The sequence below is a fragment of the Loigolactobacillus zhaoyuanensis genome (genome assembly GCF_003946385.1).
GTDB classification, from domain to species: domain Bacteria; phylum Bacillota; class Bacilli; order Lactobacillales; family Lactobacillaceae; genus Loigolactobacillus; species Loigolactobacillus zhaoyuanensis.
In genome coordinates, this window is the sequence record NZ_RHOE01000002.1 from 1 (window position 1) to 21,326 (window position 21,326).

Genomic DNA, 21,326 nt, shown 5'->3' on the forward strand with positions numbered 1-21,326 from the left:
CAATATTTTCTGGCCAGCTCGGCACCGCCGATATCATGGTCTAGATGTTCACTGATAATTTGCGCTTTTAAAACTGGGCTATATTTAACCATGAAAAAAGTACCTCACAATCATTAGACTCTTTGTCTAACAATTATGAGGCACTTCAACTAGTGGACAGGCTTGTTTTTAAAGTGTAGCTAGGCAGAGCTGTTAGCTTCCATTCCGTCGCCAGTGGACGGAACGAGTGGGCGCGTTGGTGAGCTAATTTTTCCTAGATAACCCCAAAAGCGGACGGAAAAATGGATCTCGCCAGCCACGCATAGTTCTAAATGGCGTAGACCACCATTAAGAACTATCGACACATCTGGTCCACTGGCGACTCCATTTCAGCAGGCAACGGTTGAACGTTCAACTGTTAATTGTTTAGGTGACAAAGTTGGTCGTAATTAGAACGTAAAACGCCGGCAAAACAGTCAGAAAAACTGTTTTGCCGGCGTTTTTATGCGCATGTAATCTGCTTTAAAACTATGAGTATCTAGCAACTGTCGGTTAATCCTAATTGAATTAACTAAGACGACTAACCAAATCAATTAAATAGTGATCTAGTACTGCCAAGGTGAAATGGAGGCGCTGGCGTATCACTGTCGCTCGTTCTTAACAACTAAGTTCGATAAGTATCAGATACTAGCACTTATTTGCTAAACAGGGACCTGCTTCCCGTTGCCGATTGAACTAAGGCGAAAACCGCCAAGTTCAAGTCGCACGCGTTCCATACGCCAGCGCCGGAATGGAACCCAACGAAATCCGCCTAGCTAAACTTTAGAAAGAACCACAAATTAGAAATTTTTTAAATAGGTTTAGTGTTTGCGATTGGCTGCGGCGATAAACCCTTGGGCTGCTAGTTTTTCGCGTAGTTGCAAAACTGCTGTGTAAGTAGCGAGAACATAAACTTGTTGGGTCGGCAAAGTTTTGATTTTTTCAGCAACTTGGTCCAGGTCCTTGATCTGCTGCAATTTATCTGCCGCTACGCCAGCAACTTGCCAACGAAAGGCGATATCGGCGACTCGTTCACCACCAGCAATGAAGCTAGGGATCGGCTGGGCCGCCATTTTTTCAAAATTACCATCCCAGATCCAGCTGGTGTCGATACCATCGGCGTAATTGGCGTTTAGCAAAGTGACTAGCGAAAATGGTTTTTGATTCAATAAGATGAGATCGAAAACTTGATTTAAACCAACTGGATTTTTAACTAAAATTAAAGTGACTGCTTTGTCACCAACTTGGATAACTTCTTGGCGGCCAAATATTTTTTCGTCGGCGTCTAAGGCTTGGGCAATTTCAGTTGGCTCGATCCCGAAGTAACGGCCAACACTGTAGGCAGCTAAAGCGTTATAAATATTGTAGGTACCACCAATATTAAGCTTGATCGGCTGACCATCGATCACAAAATTAGAACTGATCGGCGTTAATTCAGTTAGTTCAGTGACGTGATGCTGTAATTCAGGCCGCGCAAAGCCGCAGTGTGGGCAATAATATTTACCTAAGTTACTATAGACATTGAATTTGTAATGCAGAATATGTTGGCAAACAGGGCACAAAACGCCGTCAGTATTGTATTCAGCTTTTAATTCACCGTCAGCTTGATGATCAAAGCCATAATAGATGAACGGATTAGGTAATTTTCGCGAATGAAAAATTGGTGCATCACCATTGGCAATGATCGTGGCTTCTGGCGCATTGGCCACGCCATCGAGAATTTTTTGGTAGGTGGTGTACAGTTCGCCATAACGATCCATTTGGTCACGGAAAATATTGGTGAAAACAAACGCCGTCGGTTTAATATATTTGGTGACTTCGATCACATTGGCTTCATCAACTTCCAAAACGGCGATCTGCTTACCGGAGCGACCGCGTTTATGGGTCAAAAAGGCGGTGATGATGCCTTGCTTCATATTAGAGCCCGTTGGATTGGTTAAAATATCGCTGTACTTGGCCCGCAAAACTTTAACGGTCAAAGCAGTGGTCAACGTTTTACCGTTAGTGCCCGTAATGACGACGACTTCGTAATCGCGGCCTAAAGTAGCCAAAATATCGGAATCAATGCGGTTAGTGATTTTACCAGGTAGTGAGCTGCCGCCTTTCATGAAGGTGTGCAGGAACCAATAAGCTGAACGACCAGCAGTCGCAGCGAGTGAACTTTTTAATGACATAATCTGCTCCTTTAATTCAAATAAATATAACTAGTTTGAGCTTAACACAACTTGGTGTTTAGCTTCCTAAACGTACTATCTAACTAATTTATCATAGATCCGTCAAAAAAGGGCAACGCTTTTTTGAAGCTGCGACGATTTTGCAGATGAATTTTTCACTAAAATCGATTATACTGAATAAGAATGTTTATGAAAAGGGGTAAGAACAAGGATGGCCCAGTTGTTTTTTCATTATGGCGCAATGAATAGCGGTAAAACGATCGATATTTTAAAAGTTGCCCATAATTATGAGGAGCAAAATAAATCAGTGCTGATCATGACGTCAGGGCTGGACGACCGCGATGAAATCGGGTATGTGTCCAGTCGCATTGGCTTACGCCGCCAAGCACTGCCAATTTTTGCCGAAACCGATATTTGCACGCTAGTCAAGCAGGAAAATCCTAACGCTGCGTGTATTTTAATTGATGAAGCTCAGTTTTTGCAGAAACACCATGTGCTCGAATTAGCTAAAATCGTCGATGACTTAAATATTCCAGTCATGACGTACGGTTTAAAAAATGATTTTCGCAACGAGTTATTTGAAGGCTCCAAGTATTTACTATTATACGCCGATAAAATTGTCGAAATTAAAACAATTTGCTGGTTCTGTAATAAAAAAGCGCTAATGAATATGCGGGTAGCCAACGGGCAGCCGGTGTATGAAGGCGAACAGATCGAGATCGGTGGCAACGAAGCGTACTATCCCGTTTGCCGGAAACACTATTTTCACCCAATTTTAAACCAACTTAAAGAATAAGGTATGGTTAAAAGTAGACTGTATTTTTGTACGTTTTATACTAATAATTTGCGTCGTTGTCATATATTTATGTGGTGAAAATCACTTAAATCTGCAATAAGTTACTGGCTAGCTCGTAGTTTTTCACATAAGAATTGATGAAACTAATGATTGATCGGCGAAATGGAGGTGTTGGCGTATCAGATGTGTCGATGGTTCTTGGCGGCGAGTTTAGCCGCTTAGAACCATGAGCGTTCGGCGAGATCCACTTTTTCTTCTGGGGTTTGATTTAATCAAGAAAAAGTTAGCTCGCCGACGCACCACTCGTTCCATACGCCAACACCGGAATGTAGTGAAACTAAACTAACTACCTAAATTGTGAAATAGAGCCATGTTTCAACTAGGCGAATTTTGCCGTAGTTGAATGGACATCGACTGAAACAACAAAGTTTGTTAGCGATTTTTGCTAACTAACTACCCTGATTGTGAAATAGAGCCATGTTTCAACTAGGCGAATTTTGCCGTAGTTGAATGGACATCGACTGAAACAACAAAGTTTGTTAGCGATTTTTGCTAATTAACTACCCTGATTGTGAAATAGAAAGGAAATCTAGTCATGGACGAAATGTTTGAGCAGTTACAAACCGTGGTTGATCGGCATGAAGAATTGGAAGGTTTGCTTTCCGATCCTGAAGTGATCAGTGACACCCAGCGCTTTATGAAGCTTTCAAAAGAAGAGGGCGAGATCCGCGAAACAACAGAAAAATATAATCATTACAAAGAAGTTCTTGAACAGATCGCCGAAAATGATGCCTTATTGCGTGAAAAACTTGATTCAGAAATGGACGCAATGGTCAAACAAGATCTGGCTGAATTAAATGAAGAAAAAGCAAAATTAGAACAAGAAATGACCTTATTAATGTTACCAACTGACCCGAATGATGATAAAAATATTATCATGGAAATTCGTGGTGCCGCTGGTGGCGATGAGGCCAGCTTGTTTGCTGGTGATCTGCTTGATATGTACATGCGTTACGCCGAAAAACAAGGTTGGACCGTGGAAACAGTCGACGAGACACCAACTGAAGTAGGTGGATTCAAAAACGTGGTGATCATGATTTCCGGCGATAGTGTCTATTCAAAGCTGAAATTTGAAAATGGCGCCCACCGTGTCCAGCGGGTACCACAGACTGAGTCACAAGGCCGTGTGCATACATCAACCGCGACTGTCGCAGTCATGCCAGAATATGATGCCGTCGACCTAGATCTTGAGGCCAAAGATATTCGGACCGACGTTTATCGGTCATCTGGTGCTGGTGGTCAGCATATCAACAAAACATCTTCAGCAGTGCGGATGACCCATTTACCAACTGGGATCGTTGTTGCAATGCAGGATCAGCGGTCACAGCAGCAAAACCGTGAAAAAGCCATGCAGATTTTACGGACGCGGGTATACGACTATTACGAAAGTCAAAATCAAAATGAATATGATGAAAATCGTAAGCAGTCAGTGGGGACCGGTGATCGTTCTGAACGTATCCGGACTTACAATTATCCACAGAATCGTGTAACCGATCATCGCATCGGCTTGACGCTGAATAAGCTTGATCGAATTATGAATGGGGAGTTAGAAGACATTATTGATGCTTTGATCCTCCATGAACAAACGGCTAAATTGGAGCAGCTCCAAAATGGCTGATCCGACGTTTTTTGAGGCCTTGCGTTGGGCCTCTATTTTTTTAGAAAAACAACAGCATGAAGATGCTGGCCGTTTTCTATTATTAGAACGGCAAAATTGGACGACAACGCAATTATTAACGCATTATCGGCAAGTGATGCCAGCGGCGACTTGGCAGCAATTTCAAGCTGATGTCCGTCGCTTTGCTCAAGATGAGCCAGCGCAATATATTGTTGGTCAGGCGCCGTTTTATGGCCATGAATTTAAAGTGACGCCGGCAACGTTGATTCCGCGGGCAGAAACGGAAGAATTGGTGGAGTGGGCATTGGCTGAATTTCCAGCACAACAACCATTGCGCGTCTTAGATCTTGGTACTGGCAGTGGCGCGATCGCAGTGAGTTTAAAATTAGCGCGCCCCAAGTGGCAGGTTTGTGCTAGTGATATTTCAACGGCAGCATTGGCAGTCGCTACGGCTAATGCCCAGCACCTAGGGGCAGCAGTTGAATTTAAACATAGCGATGTTTTCGCGGCAATGGATCAAATGCAATTTGACCTGATCATTAGCAATCCGCCATACATTGCCACTAGTGAACGCGAAGTAATGGATGCCAGTGTTTTAGCCCATGAACCAGCGACGGCTTTATTTGCTGCCGAATCAGGCTTAGCCATTTATCGGCAGATCTTCAGTGGTTTACCACAACATTTGGTAGCCAATGGCCATTTTTTTGGCGAGTTTGGTTATCAACAACGGCCTGCGTTAACGCGGTTAGTGGCAGCGTTGTTACCGGCTAGTCAGGTAACTTTCCGCCGCGATATTGCCGGTCATGAACGAATGCTACACATTATAAATTGAAAGAAGGACGTACGTTGCAAACAAAAGTTTTTAAACCAGATCAACTGGCGGCTGCCGCTGCTGAATTAGCGGCAGGTGAATTGGTGGCTTTTCCGACCGAAACGGTTTACGGCTTAGGCGCCGATGCAACGAATGAAGCTGCAGTTAAAAAAGTTTACCAAGCCAAGGGGCGACCTAGCGACAATCCATTGATCGTTCACGTCGCTGATGTGGCAACGGTTAAACAATATGTCGCTACTTTTCCTACAACTGCTGAAAAATTAGTTCAAGCTTTTTGGCCGGGCTCGTTGACGATTATTTTGCCACTAAAGCCAGGGGCATTTTCAAAAACAGTTACCGGTGGCTTAGCAACAGCAGCTTTCCGCAATCCACGTAATCAGGTCACTTTAGATTTAATTAAGCAATTGGGCCGGCCAATCGTCGGACCATCAGCCAACACTTCCGGTAAACCAAGCCCCACGCTTGCGGCGCACGTTTTACATGATCTAGCTGGAAAAATCGCTGGCGTGGTCGATGATGGTCCCACAGGTGTTGGCTTGGAATCGACGGTGATTGATCTCAGTACGGCAACGCCGACTATTTTGCGGCCAGGGGCAGTGACTCAAGCTGATATTGAGGCGGTGATCGGTTCAATTACAGCTGATCATCATCAGGTTAAAGCCGATGAAGTTCCTAAGGCGCCGGGGATGAAATATAAGCATTACGCGCCTAACGCACAGGTCTATTTAACAGCAGCGGCAGATTTTAAGGCGGCGGCTAGTTGGGCGCGGTCGCAAAGTGTGCCTTTTGGATTAATGGCCACGGATCAAGTTTTAAGTCAATTTTCCGCGTTAGCGCCAGCGTATCGTTTCTCCCTTGGTGATTCGATCACGACGGCCAGTCAGCGCTTATTTGATGGTTTACGGCACTACGATCAATTACCGGAAGTTAAATTGATCTTAGCTGAGGAGTTCCCCGCCCAAGGCTTAGGCGCGGCGTATATGAATCGTTTGGCGAAAGCAGCTGGACAAAAGCGTTTTGAAAAAACGAATGATAATTGATTATACTATGGTATAATCTGCTTATTTGGTAGCTTTAGGTGCTACTGACTGAATTAGGTTTGTGTTAAGCGTGAATATAAGTTTTGGAGGATGAGGTACATGGATTTTAACGTTGGTGATCAGGAAGTTTGGCAAGCCATTCGGCAAGAAGAGCAACGACAAGAACATAATATTGAGCTAATTGCATCGGAGAATATTGTTTCCGACGCGGTTCGGGCGGCTCAGGGTAGTGTTCTGACCAATAAATATGCAGAAGGCTATCCCAAGCATCGTTTCTATGGTGGTTGTGAGTATATCGATGTGATCGAGCAATTAGCGATCGATCGGGCTAAAACTTTATTTGGCGCTGAATATGCTAACGTGCAACCACATTCTGGCTCAGGGGCTAACATGGCTGCGTATTCTGCTTTGCTGGAACCCGGTGATCGGGTGATCGGGATGAGCTTGGCCGAAGGCGGTCATTTGACGCACGGCGCACCGATGAGTTTCAGTGGCCAGACTTACGATTTTAAAAGTTACGGCGTTGATGCAGTGACTGGTCAAATTGATTTTGCTGCTGTGCGCAAGTTGGCCCATGAATTTCAGCCTAAACTAATTGTCGCCGGCGCTTCTGCTTACAGTCGGACCATTGATTTTAAACAATTCCGAGCAATTGCGGACGAAGTCGATGCTTACTTAATGGTCGATATGGCGCATATTGCTGGTTTAGTGGCGGCTGGGCTACATCCAAGTCCTGTTCCGTATGCCGATATTGTAACGACCACCACGCATAAAACTTTACGTGGACCACGTGGCGGGCTTATTTTGGCCAAAGAACAATACGCCAAGGCGATCAACTCAGCCGTTTTCCCTGGTATCCAGGGTGGACCATTGGAGCATGTGATCGCAGGTAAAGCAATTGCATTGAAGGAAGCAATGCAGCCGGCGTTTAAAGTCTACGCCCAACAAATCTTGGACAATGCCCAAGCGATGGCGACTGTTTTCAATGCTGACCCGCGTGTGAAAGTTGTTTCCGGTGGCACAGACAATCATTTAATGTTACTGGATGTGACGCCATTTGGCTTAACTGGCCGTGAGGTGCAAGATTTATTGGACACCGTCAGCATTACCGTCAATAAAAACACGATCCCTAACGAGCAAAATGGCCCATTTCGGACTAGCGGCATTCGCATTGGGACACCTGCCATCACAACACGCGGTATGCAAGTAGCCGAAGCCAAACAAGTGGCGCAGTTGATTTTAAAGGCGATCGAACAACGTGAAGACCCCAACGCTTTAGCTGCAGTCAAGCGTGAAGTCTTTGCTTTAACTGAACAATTTCCAATCAATGCAACAAAATTTGAATTTTAGCTAGCTATAGTGACTATAATCCGCTAGAATATAAGTAATCAAATTGGGAAAACGGGGCACGCTATGTTGATAGTGTGTGCCGTTTTCTGCAGTCTGCAACTATTTCTATTGTGCCAGGTTTTTACTGTGGACGTGCGCGGCAGCCCAAGCGTACAGTCAGTCACAGCAAAGATTTTTGGTACAAAAATTATCCACTATTGTGGAGTAGAGGAGCGTATCATGGGAGAATTACATGTCATTGACCATCCATTAGTCCAGCACAAATTAACGATTATTCGCGACAAGCAGGTAGGTACGCAACAGTTCCGCCAAGTTGTCAATGAAATCGCGACTTTAATGGCCTATGAGGTCACTCGTAATATGGCAACTGAAGACGTTGTCGTTGAAACGCCGATCACCAAAACAACTCAGAAATCATTAACTGGTAAAAAAGTAGCGATCATACCGATTTTGCGTGCTGGATTAGGTATGGTCGATGGTTTCTTGGAATTAATTCCGGCAGCTAAGATTGGTCATATCGGGATGTACCGTGATCATGAAACGTTAAAACCTGTCGAATATTTTGTTAAAATGCCTAGCGATATTGACCAACGCGAATTATTTGTCGTTGATCCAATGTTGGCTACTGGTGGTTCAGCAATCATGGCCATCGATGCTTTAAAGAAGCGCGGGGCTAAACAAATTAAATTTGTTGGTTTAGTCGCAGCACCAGAAGGCGTCAAAGCTTTGCAAGAAGCACATCCAGATGTTGACATTTATGTTGCTGGCTTGGATGATCATTTAAACGAAGATGGCTATATTGTGCCAGGTCTCGGCGATGCCGGTGACCGCCTTTTCGGTACTAAGTAACCCTAATTAAGCTCGACTGAAGTGGTAAGCAACTTACCCTTTCAGTCGAGCTTAGTTTGTTTTTGTGCTGGAAATATCATGGATATCAAACATAAAAAATAAATTCTTTTTTATTTTTAATCGACAAAGTTGTGATTTCATGCGACCTTACGGATTATAAAACGTTTGCGTATAGTCCTGATGAGTTTTGTATTTTTATTCTATTGGTGGTATTATAACTTTTGTATTTTAGACGGGTATTGTGTAGATATTCGGTCTGAAGTCTTTTCTGCAAATGGGCTTTAATGCGGTCTAGTTCTATGCTACACTCAGGTCACGGTGTCTCTGTGTACATATGTTTTAATCGTGCCACACTGTAGAAGCAAATTGGTTGTGAAAAGAGGTGAGATTCTGTGGATGAAGAGAGTTACGTTGTAAAGTTTTTGGGTATTCCCTTCAACATTACTAACGTTGTCTCGGGATTATTAGCAATGGTCCTCGTGTTCTGCTTGGTCTGGTTTTTGTCACGTAATTTAACGTTACGACCAAAAGGTAAGCAAAATGTGCTGGAGTGGTTGATCGATTTTACTAATGGTATCGTCTCGACCAACATTCCCGGCGAGCAGGGGAAACGGTTCAATTTATTAGCTTTTGTACTGTTTCTGTTTATCTTTGTTGCCAACCAAATGGGCTTGTTGATCCAGGTGATCATTGGCGGTAAAACGCTGATCAAGTCACCAACATCTGATCCAATGGTCACGATGGCCTTAGCTCTGATAGTCTTGTTAGTATCACATTATTTTGGTGTTATGATCTTTGGTGTTAAAGGGTATTTGGTCAATTCCTATATGCGCCCTGTAAGTTTTATGTTACCAATTAATATACTAGAAGAGTTTACTAATTTCCTGACACTGGCTTTCCGTCTATACGGGAACATTTTTGCCGGTGAAGTACTGTTAACTCTAATTGGCAGCGTCGCAAAGTCTCACGGTCTCGTGACAACAGTTGTTGCGTTGCCGCTAGAGATGATTTGGCAAGGATTCTCGATTTTCATTGGTAGTATCCAAGCTTATGTATTCGTCACCTTGTCCATGGTTTATATTTCGAAAAAAGTTGAAGTCGAAGAATAGACCCAACAAACCTTAGGGAGGAAAGTTAATTATGAATTTTATTGCAGCAGCTATTACAGCCGCAGGTGCCGCTATTGCCGCAGGTTATGGTAATGGTAAAGTTATTTCTAAAACAATCGAAAGTATGGCTCGCCAACCAGAATTATCCGGTCAATTACGTAGTACTATGTTTATCGGTGTTGGTTTGATCGAAGCCCTTCCGATTATCGCCATCGTCATTTCATTTATGTTGATGTCTCGTTAATCGCTGTAGGCAGCATTAAGTCTGCCTTTTTTGATTGAATAGAAAATTTTGAAACGTTTCACAGGTTAGGCGGTGTCCACGCCGCAGAACACATTCTTACAAAGGAGGTGTCAATAGATGCTTTCACATTTCGTTATTGGTGCAACCAGTGGTTTGTATATCGGCGATCTGCTATTTTACGCGATTTCATTTATTATCTTAATTGCGCTAGTTAAACATTTTGCTTGGGGTCCCGTCACTAAAATGATGGACGAACGAGCTAACAAAATCTCTGGTGATTTAGATTATGCTGAAAAGTCACGTAATGAAGCAACTGATTTGGCGGCAAAACGTCAAGCAGAGCTGAATAAATCGCAAACTGAAGCGACTAATATTGTGACCACTGCTCGCCAAAATGGTGAAAAACAACGGCAGACGATCGTTGATCAAGCACAATCTGACGTAACGACTTTAAAGGCCAACGCCCAAAAAGATATCGTTCAAGAACGTGCTGATGCACTGAAGAGTGCACAAGATGACGTTGCTGCCTTATCTATTGAGATTGCTTCTAAAATCATTCAAAAAGAACTGAATGCCACTGACCAAAAGGCACTGATTGATTCTTATATCGAAGGGTTGGGGAAGCAAAATGGCGCTAGATAAGTATACAATTGGGCAACGTTACGGCACAGCCTTATTTGATCTAGCGACAGAACAAGGAACGATCGATACCGTTTATGCGGATGTCGTTGCGTTACAGCAAGTCTTTGCTGACGCACCAACATTGGCTGACGTATTGACCAACGCAACGTTGACCTTAGAACAGAAGCAGCCAATTTTGGCTAACCTACAACAGGACGCATCGGCTAGCGTTAAAAACCTGATCCAAATGGTTTTTGACTATGGTCGGATGAATGACATGCCGTTCATCTTGGCTGCATTTGTGCAACACTATGACCAAGTCAATGGCATCGTTCACGCTAAAGTAACGTCGGCTGTCCCATTGACGGCGGAACAACAGCAAGCACTAGCAACCAAGTTAACGGCTCGACTTGGTGCTAAACAAGTTGAGATCCAGAATACGGTTGACGCTGCTGTTATTGGCGGTGTGATCGTTGAAGCTAATAATTTAGTGATCGACGGTAGTATTCGTAGAAAAGTCGCACAAGTTCGCCAATTATTACTAGGCTAGACTGTGTTACGAAATTAATTGAGTGAATAAAGGCTTTATTTTAAAAGAGGTGAACCCTATGAGCATCAAGGCTGAGGAAATCAGTTCTTTGATCAAGCAGCAATTAGCCAACTATTCGGCTGATCTAGCTGTTGAAGAAGTTGGTACCGTAACCTACGTCGGTGATGGTATTGCAAGAGCACATGGCCTCGACAATGCAATGGCCAATGAATTGTTGGAATTCCAAAACGGTTCATATGGTATGGCGCAAAATTTGGAAACAAACGATGTCGGGATCATTATTATGGGTTCATATGACGATATTCGTGAAGGCGATACCGTAAAACGTACTGGCCGGATCATGGAAGTGCCTGTTGGCGACAACATGATTGGTCGTGTGATTAATGCATTAGGACAACCAATTGATGGTCAAGGTGAAATCAAGACTGATCAAACACGTCCCATTGAATTTAAAGCACCAGGCGTTATGGATCGTCAATCCGTCAGTGAACCATTACAAACAGGTTTGAAAGCAATCGATTCTTTGGTTCCGATTGGCCGTGGCCAGCGTGAATTAATTATCGGTGACCGTAAGACTGGTAAGACATCAATTGCCATTGATACGATCATTAACCAAAAAGATCAAGATATGATCTGTATCTATGTTGCAATTGGACAAAAGGAATCAACAGTCCGGGCACAGGTTGAAGCTTTACGGCGTTATGGCGCAATGGATTATACGATCGTCGTCACTGCCGGCCCATCCGAACCCGCACCAATGCTTTATTTGTCACCATATGCTGGTGCAGCTATTGGTGAATATTTCATGTATAACGGCAAGCATGTTTTGATCATTTATGATGATTTATCAAAACAGGCAGCGGCTTATCGTGAAATTTCCTTGCTGTTACGGCGTCCGCCAGGTCGTGAAGCTTATCCTGGGGATATTTTCTACACCCATTCACGTTTGCTAGAACGTGCGGCTAAATTGAGTGATAAATTAGGTGGCGGCTCAATGACCGCTTTACCAGTTATTGAAACTCAGGCTGGCGACGTTTCAGCTTATATTCCAACTAACGTTATTTCCATTACTGATGGCCAGATTTTCTTGGATAGTGATCTATTCTATTCTGGGACACGGCCAGCAATCGATGCTGGGACTTCAGTTTCCCGTGTCGGTGGTGATGCGCAAATCAAAGCGATGAAGAAGGTTGCCGGTACATTACGTGTTGACTTGGCTTCATATCGTGAATTGGAAAGTTTCGCCCAATTCGGTTCTGATTTGGATGCGGCAACGCAATCTAAGTTAAATCGTGGTCGGCGGACAGTTGAAATATTGAAACAACCCGTGCATAAACCATTATCTGTTGACAAGCAAGTCTTGATTCTTTATGCACTACGTGAAGGCTATTTGGATAGTGTACCAGTAGATGACTTAGGTCGTTACGAAGCAGAATTATTTAACTTCTTTGCTGGTAGTCACGCTGATGTTTTGGCCGCTATCGTTAAAACTGGTAAGTTGCCCGATAATGATTCATTAGATGCAGGTATCAAAGCTTTTGCAGCTACCTTTAAAACGAGTGTAACTGCACCAGCAGCGAACTAGAAGGAGATGAGATTATGGCTGAATCACTAACTGAGATCAAACGCCGGATCGCATCGACTAAAAGTACCGAAAAGATTACCCAAGCCATGCAAATGGTTTCGGCATCTAAGTTGAATCAGATCGAAAAAAAATCGACCGCTTATCAGCTATATTCTTCTAAAATTCGTGAAATCGTGACGCATATGGCAGCCGCACAATTATTAGCAATTAGTAATTCTAATGATCTACGCGAAAAAAGCGATGCGCCCAAAGCAGCTGCAGATCAACTTAAGGTCAGCAGCATGTTGCAGCAACGCCCAATCAAGAAGACTGGCTATTTAGTCGTTACTTCTGACCGTGGTTTAGTTGGTAGCTACAACAGCGGCGTGATCAAGGCGGTAACTGACATGATCACTAATGATCATAAAACAGCTGATGAGTACGTCTTTATGGCAGTGGGTGGTACTGGTGCTGATTTCTTCAAGAATCGGGGCATGAATATTGCCTACGAATATCGTGGTGTCAGTGATGTACCTACTTTTAACGAAGTTCGTGAAATCGTCACGACTGCCGTTTCAATGTATGATTCAGGTGTGTTTGATGAGTTGTACGTTTGTTACAATCATCATGTCAACACGTTACGCTCTGAATTCCGTGCTGAAAAGATGCTACCAATTACTGACTTAGATGTTGCTGAAGTTGAAGATCAGCATATCGAGTACATTGCGGATCCTTCGCAAGAAGAGGCGTTGGATGCAATTTTGCCGCAATATGCCGCTAGTTTGATTTTCGGCGCACTGATGGACGCTAAAGCAGCAGAACATTCTGCTGGTATGAACGCCATGCGTAGTGCAACTGACAATGCCAATGATTTGATCGATAAGTTGACGCTGACCTATAACCGGGCTCGTCAAGGTGCGATCACACAAGAATTAACAGAAATTACTGCTGGGGCTAGTGCATTAGAATAGTCTTAGTAATTAAAATGACGGGAGGAACAAAGCAATATGAGTGCTGGTAAAATTGTCCAAGTTATGGGCCCAGTTGTCGATGTTTCGTTTCCTTTAGATGGTTCACTCCCTGATATCAATAATGCGCTGCTCGTTCAGAAAAGTAAGGACGAAACAGTGACGTTAGAAGTTGCTTTGGAATTAGGCGATGGCGTTATGCGCACGATCGCTATGGAATCTACTGATGGTCTGCAACGGGGTATGATCGTTGACGATACCGGTAGTTCAATTTCCGTGCCAGTAGGTAAGGCAACATTAGGGCGTGTATTTAATGTTTTAGGTGAAACGATCGATTTTGGTGATAAGTTCCCAGCGGATGCTGAACGTAGTAGTATCCATAAACCATCACCAAATTTTGAAGATTTAAGTACATCTTCAGAAATTCTAGAAACTGGGATCAAAGTTATTGATCTTCTAGAACCCTACCTTCGTGGTGGGAAAATTGGCTTGTTCGGTGGCGCCGGTGTCGGTAAAACCGTCTTGATCCAAGAATTGATCCATAATATTGCCGAAGAACATGGTGGTATTTCTGTCTTTACTGGTGTCGGTGAACGGACACGTGAAGGTAATGACTTGTATTATGAAATGAAAGAAACCGGCGTTATCGACAATACAGCGATGGTGTTTGGTCAGATGAATGAACCACCTGGTGCCCGGATGCGGGTTGCCTTAACTGGGGTTACGTTAGCGGAATACTTCCGTGACGTTGCTGGCCAGGATGTGTTGTTGTTTATTGACAACATTTTCCGGTTCACCCAGGCCGGCTCAGAAGTTTCTGCCTTACTTGGCCGTTTGCCGTCAGCCGTTGGTTATCAGCCAACCTTGGCGACTGAAATGGGTCAGTTGCAGGAACGGATCACGTCGACTAAAAAAGGATCGATCACGTCAATTCAGGCCGTTTATGTGCCTGCCGATGACTATACCGATCCTGCACCGGCAACTGAATTCGCCCATTTGGATGCAACGACTAACTTGGAGCGTTCTTTAACGCAACAAGGGATCTATCCAGCCGTTGATCCATTGGCTTCTTCTTCTAGTGCTTTGGATCCAGAAATTGTTGGTGAAGAACATTACCAAGTTGCAACTGAAGTGCAGCAAATTTTACAACGTTATCGTGAATTGCAAGACATTATTTCGATCTTAGGGATGGATGAATTGTCTGATGAAGAAAAAATCATTGTTGCGCGTGCGCGGCGGATCCAATTCTTCTTATCACAGAACTTTAGCGTTGCCGAGAAATTTACTGGCCAACCAGGTTCTTATGTGCCAGTTGCCGAAACAGTCAAAGGGTTCAAAGGAATCTTAGCTGGTAAATACGATGATCTTCCCGAAGATGCCTTTCGTGGCGTTGGTCCAATCGAAGAAGCTGTCGAAAAAGCTAAAAAGATGGGTTACGGTCAAGATAGTTCAGCTACTGAGCCCAAAAAAGCTGCGGCTAACTAGGAGGTGCACAAATGGCTGACAAACCAGTTTTGACAGTTAACATTGTCACTCCTGATGGGATCATTTATAACCATCACGCAACAATGGTGGTGGTTAAAGCTTTGGATGGTCAATTAGGGATCATGCCTAATCATGAACCGATCATTGCGCCACTGCAGATCGATGAAGTACGTGTTAAGCGTGCGGATGATCCTAAGCGTGAAGATGCGATTGCCGTTAATGGTGGTTTCATGGAAATGTCGAACAATGTTGCATCAATCGTTGCGGATTCCGCAGAACGTGAAAGTAACATTGATGTTTCCCGTGCGCAGTTAGCAGAACAGCGTGCTGAGGAGCGTATCAAAGCAGCCACAGAAAAGCATGATGAGGATGAGTTGGCTCGTGCACAGATTAAGTTGCGGCGGGCTTTAAACCGAATCAATGTGGCAAAACATTAACAAAATTTTAAATAAGTTAGTTGTAAATTCAATTTTACGACTAGCTTATTTTTTTATTTCAATTTAGCAGTGCCGTTGTAAAGGGAATCTAAATTTATATTTTTGATCGATTTTAGCCCATGTATCAACAGACTTATCGGTAAAATCCTGACAATTTGATTGGTCTATGGTAAAATGATGACTAGGAAAGACAGTAGGGTGCAATGTTGTTTTTGGATTGCATCCGTTTTTTAGCGACCAAGTTAATTTGGTTAAGGCTAAATCGAGGGGGATATGACTTGCAAAACATCGGTATTCAAGCAATAATTACATTAGCAGCGTACTTTATTTTTACCGGTGTTGCTTTTTGGGCCTTGCAGGCAGTGCGCTTCGATCATTTATTGCGCCCTGGCCATGTGCCACAAGCGCAGGCCCTATTTATTATTTTAGCGGCTGTTCTAGGCTATCTTTGCACCAGCTTTTTCTTAAACTTTATCGATAATACCCGTAACTTGATCTTTTTGTTACGTTAATCAAGTCAGTTTGACGGAGGGAAATTCCATGGAAAAATTGATCGTACACGGTGGTCAAACATTGAACGGAACGGTTGAAATCGAAGGAGCCAAAAATGCAGTATTACCAATTTTGGCGGCTAGTATTTTAGCTTCTAGTGGTCAGATGACCTTAGATAATGTGCCGATCTTATCTGATGTTTTCACGATGAACGAAGTGCTGAACGTGCTGCATTTGAATCTAGAGTTTGATCAAACGCGCAAAACAATCGTGTTAGATGCTACCGGCGATCTATCCTTTGAAGCTCCGTTAGAGTATGTGTCAAAAATGCGCGCGTCAATTGTTGTTTTAGGGCCACTTTTAGCACGTTTAGGTCACGCACGCGTTGCGATGCCTGGTGGCTGTGCAATCGGCACACGACCAATTGATTTGCATTTGAAGGGCTTTGAAGCACTGGGTGCAACGATCGAGCAGCATGCAGGCTATATTGAAGCCCGCGCAGAAAAATTAGTTGGTAGTAATATTTATTTAGATTTTCCAAGCGTTGGTGCAACGCAAAACATTATGATGGCGGCAACCTTAGCTGAAGGAACCACCGTCATCGAAAACGTTGCCCGCGAACCAGAGATCGTTGATTTAGCAAACGTACTTAATAAAATGGGCGCTAAAGTGGTTGGTGCCGGTACGGATACATTGCGGATCGAAGGAGTGACAGCTTTACATGGCTGCAACCACAGTATTATCCAGGATCGTATTGAAGCCGGCACTTTTATGGTGGCAGCGGCGATGACTGGTGGCAATGTGTTGATCAAAGATGCTATCAAGGAACATAATAAGCCATTGATCTCCAAGCTAGAAGAGATGGGCGTGACGGTAGTTGAAAGCGATGCAGGCGTGCAGATCATTGGCAACCAGCAATTACGGCCAACTAGCGTTAAGACCTTACCCCATCCAGGGTTCCCGACTGATATGCAGGCACAAATGACCGTTCTGCAATTAGCAGCTAACGGAACTAGCTTAATGACTGAAACGGTTTTTGAGAATCGCTTTATGCATTTAGAAGAATTACGGCGGATGAATGCTGATTTTAGAATTGAAGGTAACTCAGTCTTATTGTATGGCCCCACTGAATTCAATGGCGCCGAAGTAGCAGCTTCCGATTTACGGGCTGCGGCTGCGTTAGCGATCGCTGGGCTAGTAGCAAAAGGCTACACGCGGGTCACTAATTTAAAATACTTAGACCGCGGCTATTATCATTTTCAACAAAAATTACGTGCCCTAGGCGCTGAGATCGTGCGGGTCACTGAACCAGCGAATCAAGAGAGCTTCAATGCAACCACGTTCGCTAAGGAATTAGCTTATCAACGAACTCAAGATCAAGCGCAGCGTTTAGCGACGATGGTCAAGTAATTAATGAGCAATTATTCTAACAGCTATTCACCTGTTATTGTGGGAATAGCTGTTTTTTGATAAAAACTTTACTTTTAAACCGAGCATAGCGCACCGGAGATAGTTTTCGTCCCTAGGAAGTTATGCTATAATTCAATATTGATTGGGCCAGTAAACTGGCTCGCAACCAGAGTATATTTTAGATACCTGGTGATGTGAGAGGAGACATATAAATATGGCGAAAGATATCGGCATTGACCTAGGCACCGCTAATGTTTTGATTCACGTCGAAGGCAAGGGAATCGTTTTAAATGAGCCTTCTGTCGTGGCTATCGACACAAAAAGCGGTAAGGTACTTGCCGTGGGCGCAGAAGCATATAAAATGGTGGGGCGGACTCCTGGTAACATTCGGGCGATTCGACCACTTAAAGACGGCGTCATTGCGGATTTTGACATCACAGAAGCAATGCTGTCTTACTTTATTGATAAATTAAATGTTAAAGGTGTACTTTCCAAGCCCAATATTTTAATTTGTTGTCCAACTAATATTACCTCAATTGAACAAAAAGCCATTATTGAAGCGGCAGAGAAATCTGGCGGTCGTAATGTTTATTTAGAAGAAGAACCAAAAGTTGCTGCAATCGGCGCCGGCATGGATATTTTCCAACCACAAGGTAATATGGTGATCGATATCGGCGGCGGGACTAGCGATATTGCCGTTTTATCGATGGGTGATATTGTTACCAGCCAGTCATTACGCTTAGCTGGTGACAAAATGGACGCCGAGATCGCCGCATTTGTCAAAAAAGAACACAGTCTGCTGATCGGTGAACATACAGCAGAAAAAATTAAGATCGAAATTGGCGAAGTTTATGGTCAAGATGCTGGCAAATCTCTGGATGTGCGGGGCCGCGATATGGTGACTGGTTTACCACGTACGGTAACGATCACGTCAAAAGAAGTTGAATCAGCGTTGCATGACACAATGATGGTGATCGTCCAGGCGGCTAAAGATGTTTTAAATCAGACACCGCCAGAATTATCAGCAGATATTATTGATCATGGCATCATGTTAACCGGTGGTGGCGCATTATTACACGGTATCGCGCAGTTATTTACCGATAATTTGAAAGTGCCAGTGATCGTGGCTGAACGACCATTAGATGCGGTTGCTTTGGGTACTGGGGTGTTACTTGGGAACATCAATAAAAAACGGTAGACTGAGGTGTTATCATGAATAATAATCCAAATCGATTTGATGTTTTTGTTAAGCCGGTGTTAATTCGGATTTTATTAGTGGCAATTGCCATGACGATTGCGATCATTATTGGTGCAATGGCGGGTTATGCTATTGGCGGCGGTAATCCGTTTCGTGTATTCTTGCCCAGTACTTGGGGGCATTTGTTAGATTTCGTGCGTTGATCGATCAGAGGCTAAGCAACAGCTTGGCTTCTTTTTGCCGATTTGGCTAAGCCGAAGTATGGCAAGTCGCAGTCACGTGATCAAGGATAGCGTCTGAAAGTGAGGGCTTTTGATGCAAAGTGTGATCATTAAATTAATTACTTGGTATCAGCACTTTTCAAAACAGACGCCAAGTCATTGTCGCTACTACCCAACCTGTTCCCACTATACGCAAACGGCAGTTACACGCTTTGGTGTGGTGCGTGGTGTATTAATGGGGTTAAGTCGGATTCTACGGTGTCAACCCTTTATCAAAGGCGGTATCGACCCAGTTCCGCAAAAATTTACCTTATTTCGAAATAGAAATTCAGCAGAGATAGCGAAAGCGAGTGAAAATTATTATGGCGAAACAGCCCAGCAAAATCGAACTTAGTATTGAAGAGGAAACGCAAGCTGGTGAAACGATCAGTGTCGTTTATGATGGAAAACAGCGAATTGGTAGCATCCAACCAGATGCCGCGCAATTTATGATCGAGTTAGCAAATGGCGAGACTTACCACGCTAAAACCTACGATGAAGGTTTAAATACGTTGATCATGCAATATCATTTACACAAATAGCTTAAGTCAGGATTGAAGTGAACTATTTTGTGAAGTAGCGCCATGTTTCAACTTGGCGGCCCACGCCAAAGTTGAATGGACATCGCCTGGAACATCAGAGTTTATCGACGAACTTAGTCAATAAACAACCATTTGTGAAGTAGAGCCATGTTTCCTGCGGCACGGTTTTTGCCACAAGAATGGACATCGCCCGAAACATCAGAGTTTATTGACGGACTTAGTCAATAAACAACCATTTTGTGAAGTAGAGCCATGTTTCTTGCGGTATGGTTTTTGCCACAAGAATGTCATCGCCCGGAACATCAAAGTTTATTAGTGTATTTACACTAATAAACAACCATTTGTGAAGTAGAGGAAAGGTGAGTTGATGAATCGACAGACAGCACGCGAAGAACGTGATAACTCACGAATTGATTACGGTATTATATTTCCAATTATGATGCTGGCTTTAGTTGGGCTGGCTTCAATTTACGTTGCTGCTAGCAATGATACTAAAAGTGTTAACGTCACTAAAATGGTGGTTACACAATTGATTTGGTATGTGATCGGTATCGGTATTGTCGCGATCATGATGCAATTTGATTCCGAGCAATTGTGGAAAATTGCGCCATATGCCTATGGCTTCGGTATTTTCTTAATGGCGATCATTTTAATTTTCTATAGTCGCGCCTACTATGTGCAAACTGGGGCCAAAAGCTGGTTTGCGCTGGGACCGCTGACGTTTCAGCCATCTGAAGTGATGAAGCCCGCGTTTATATTGATGGCGGCGCGGGCAGTTCGTGGGCATAATAATAAATATGCGCAACATACGGTACAAACTGATGCCTTGCTGCTGGGAAAATTAATTTTGTGGACGTTACCGATCTTGCTATCGCTACACTTCCAAAACGATTTAGGTACGACCTTAGTTTTCTTAGCCATTTTAGGCGGGGTTATTTTAGTTTCTGGGGTGACTTGGAAAATTTTGGTGCCATTGATCTCAGCGGTGACCGTTATTGGTGGAACGGCGCTGACATTTGTGACCACAACTTGGGGTCGTAATATCTTGACCAGTCTAGGCTTTAAAGCTTACCAATTTGCGCGGATCGATACTTGGCTGAACCCATCAAATGATACCAGTAGTTCGAGTTATCAATTGTGGCGCAGTATGAAAGCAATCGGTTCAGGCCAAATTTTTGGTAAAGGCTTTAATCACGTCGAAGTATACGTTCCAGTGCGTGAATCAGATATGATTTTTTCAGTGATTGGCGAGAATTTTGGTTTTATTGGGTCAACATTACTGATTCTATTGTATTTTCTATTGATCTACCAAATGATCCGCGTAACGTTTGATACTAAAAATGAATTCTATGCCTATATTTCAACGGGCGTTATTATGATGATTTTATTTCATACCTTCGAAAATATTGGTATGAACATTGGGCTGTTACCCTTAACTGGGATTCCGCTACCATTTATTTCACAAGGTGGTTCAGCACTGATCGGTAATTTGATTGGTATTGGGATGATCATGTCGATGCGCTTCCATTACCATAGTTACATGTTTAGTGCTGATAGTGAGAAATTCAATTAATTTTGAGTCGTTACCAGAAATAATTATTAAAAATCAGCGATAGCTTGACACTGATTTATAATCTGTTTATAATGGGAAACAATTCAATAAGACACGTTGATAGAAAGATACTGAGATCACATTTAGAAGTGAGCTG

At 43.4% G+C, this 21,326-nt stretch carries 22 protein-coding genes and 1 other annotated feature (1 of these 23 running past the window's edge); of the genes, 21 read left to right on the forward strand and 1 reads right to left on the reverse strand.

Annotation, left to right across the window (positions count from 1 at the left end; all coding sequences use genetic code 11):
* Window positions 1-839: 839 nt before the first annotated feature.
* Window positions 840-2,192, reverse strand: coding sequence for a Mur ligase family protein (locus EKM76_RS00515; RefSeq protein ID WP_125548715.1), 1,353 nt, complete (start codon window positions 2,190-2,192; stop codon window positions 840-842).
* A 211-nt stretch (window positions 2,193-2,403) separates the two neighbouring features.
* Between EKM76_RS00515 and EKM76_RS00520 the strand changes: the two genes are divergently transcribed.
* From EKM76_RS00520 to EKM76_RS00620, 21 genes are all read left to right on the forward strand, one after another.
* A complete protein-coding gene (locus EKM76_RS00520; RefSeq protein ID WP_125548716.1) occupies window positions 2,404-2,988 on the forward strand; it encodes a thymidine kinase in 585 nt (194 codons plus the stop codon).
* Window positions 2,989-3,583: 595 nt separating this feature from the next.
* Window positions 3,584-4,666 carry a peptide chain release factor 1 gene (gene prfA / locus EKM76_RS00525; RefSeq protein ID WP_125548717.1) on the forward strand — a complete coding sequence of 361 codons (1,083 nt, stop codon included), beginning with the start codon at window positions 3,584-3,586 and terminating at the stop codon, window positions 4,664-4,666.
* Window positions 4,659-5,498, forward strand: coding sequence for a peptide chain release factor N(5)-glutamine methyltransferase (gene prmC / locus EKM76_RS00530; protein ID WP_125548718.1), 840 nt, complete (start codon window positions 4,659-4,661; stop codon window positions 5,496-5,498). The genes prfA and prmC overlap by 8 nt, the downstream gene beginning before the upstream one ends.
* Window positions 5,499-5,512: 14 nt before the next feature.
* On the forward strand, window positions 5,513-6,538 hold the full coding sequence (locus EKM76_RS00535; RefSeq protein WP_125548719.1) for an L-threonylcarbamoyladenylate synthase: 1,026 nt from the start codon (window positions 5,513-5,515) through the stop codon (window positions 6,536-6,538).
* Window positions 6,539-6,637: 99 nt separating this feature from the next.
* Complete coding sequence (locus EKM76_RS00540) at window positions 6,638-7,888, forward strand: serine hydroxymethyltransferase (protein WP_125548720.1); 1,251 nt, start codon at window positions 6,638-6,640, stop codon at window positions 7,886-7,888.
* A 219-nt stretch (window positions 7,889-8,107) separates the two neighbouring features.
* Window positions 8,108-8,737: a uracil phosphoribosyltransferase gene (gene upp, locus EKM76_RS00545; RefSeq protein ID WP_125548721.1), complete on the forward strand. Its 630-nt coding sequence runs from the start codon at window positions 8,108-8,110 to the stop codon at window positions 8,735-8,737.
* A 392-nt stretch (window positions 8,738-9,129) separates the two neighbouring features.
* Window positions 9,130-9,846 carry a F0F1 ATP synthase subunit A gene (atpB, locus tag EKM76_RS00550; protein WP_125548722.1) on the forward strand — a complete coding sequence of 239 codons (717 nt, stop codon included), beginning with the start codon at window positions 9,130-9,132 and terminating at the stop codon, window positions 9,844-9,846.
* A gap of 31 nt (window positions 9,847-9,877) precedes the next feature.
* Window positions 9,878-10,090, forward strand: coding sequence for a F0F1 ATP synthase subunit C (gene atpE / locus EKM76_RS00555; protein ID WP_010009801.1), 213 nt, complete (start codon window positions 9,878-9,880; stop codon window positions 10,088-10,090).
* 117 nt (window positions 10,091-10,207) lie between these two features.
* Complete coding sequence (atpF, locus tag EKM76_RS00560) at window positions 10,208-10,732, forward strand: F0F1 ATP synthase subunit B (protein WP_125548723.1); 525 nt, start codon at window positions 10,208-10,210, stop codon at window positions 10,730-10,732.
* Complete coding sequence (gene atpH / locus EKM76_RS00565) at window positions 10,719-11,261, forward strand: ATP synthase F1 subunit delta (RefSeq protein WP_125548724.1); 543 nt, start codon at window positions 10,719-10,721, stop codon at window positions 11,259-11,261. The genes atpF and atpH overlap by 14 nt, the downstream gene beginning before the upstream one ends.
* Before the next feature lie 58 nt (window positions 11,262-11,319).
* Complete coding sequence (gene atpA, locus EKM76_RS00570) at window positions 11,320-12,846, forward strand: F0F1 ATP synthase subunit alpha (RefSeq protein WP_125548725.1); 1,527 nt, start codon at window positions 11,320-11,322, stop codon at window positions 12,844-12,846.
* Window positions 12,847-12,860: 14 nt separating this feature from the next.
* Complete coding sequence (locus EKM76_RS00575) at window positions 12,861-13,796, forward strand: F0F1 ATP synthase subunit gamma (protein WP_125548726.1); 936 nt, start codon at window positions 12,861-12,863, stop codon at window positions 13,794-13,796.
* A gap of 36 nt (window positions 13,797-13,832) precedes the next feature.
* The gene (atpD, locus tag EKM76_RS00580; protein WP_125548727.1) at window positions 13,833-15,278 is read left to right on the forward strand and encodes a F0F1 ATP synthase subunit beta; all 1,446 of its coding nucleotides are present in this window, start codon (window positions 13,833-13,835) and stop codon (window positions 15,276-15,278) included.
* Between the two features lie 11 nt (window positions 15,279-15,289).
* On the forward strand, window positions 15,290-15,715 hold the full coding sequence (locus EKM76_RS00585) for a F0F1 ATP synthase subunit epsilon (protein ID WP_125548728.1): 426 nt from the start codon (window positions 15,290-15,292) through the stop codon (window positions 15,713-15,715).
* Window positions 15,716-15,993: 278 nt separating this feature from the next.
* Window positions 15,994-16,227, forward strand: a complete 234-nt coding sequence (locus tag EKM76_RS00590; protein WP_125548729.1) for a DUF1146 family protein — start codon at window positions 15,994-15,996, stop codon at window positions 16,225-16,227.
* 28 nt (window positions 16,228-16,255) lie between these two features.
* A complete protein-coding gene (murA, locus tag EKM76_RS00595) occupies window positions 16,256-17,617 on the forward strand; it encodes a UDP-N-acetylglucosamine 1-carboxyvinyltransferase (RefSeq protein WP_125548730.1) in 1,362 nt (453 codons plus the stop codon).
* A gap of 214 nt (window positions 17,618-17,831) precedes the next feature.
* Window positions 17,832-18,815, forward strand: a complete 984-nt coding sequence (mreB, locus tag EKM76_RS00600) for a rod shape-determining protein (RefSeq protein ID WP_125548731.1) — start codon at window positions 17,832-17,834, stop codon at window positions 18,813-18,815.
* A 14-nt stretch (window positions 18,816-18,829) separates the two neighbouring features.
* Window positions 18,830-19,018, forward strand: coding sequence for a DNA-directed RNA polymerase subunit beta (locus tag EKM76_RS00605; RefSeq protein ID WP_125548732.1), 189 nt, complete (start codon window positions 18,830-18,832; stop codon window positions 19,016-19,018).
* A gap of 112 nt (window positions 19,019-19,130) precedes the next feature.
* On the forward strand, window positions 19,131-19,430 hold the full coding sequence (gene yidD / locus EKM76_RS00610; protein WP_125548733.1) for a membrane protein insertion efficiency factor YidD: 300 nt from the start codon (window positions 19,131-19,133) through the stop codon (window positions 19,428-19,430).
* Window positions 19,399-19,617, forward strand: a complete 219-nt coding sequence (locus EKM76_RS00615) for a DUF2969 domain-containing protein (RefSeq protein WP_125548734.1) — start codon at window positions 19,399-19,401, stop codon at window positions 19,615-19,617. Before yidD ends, EKM76_RS00615 begins: the two co-directional genes overlap by 32 nt.
* 367 nt (window positions 19,618-19,984) lie before the next feature.
* Entirely contained in the window at window positions 19,985-21,190 is a 1,206-nt protein-coding gene (locus EKM76_RS00620) for an FtsW/RodA/SpoVE family cell cycle protein (protein WP_125548735.1), read from the forward strand.
* Window positions 21,191-21,277: 87 nt separating this feature from the next.
* Window positions 21,278-21,326: a binding site (T-box leader), on the forward strand (it continues 187 nt past the right edge of the window).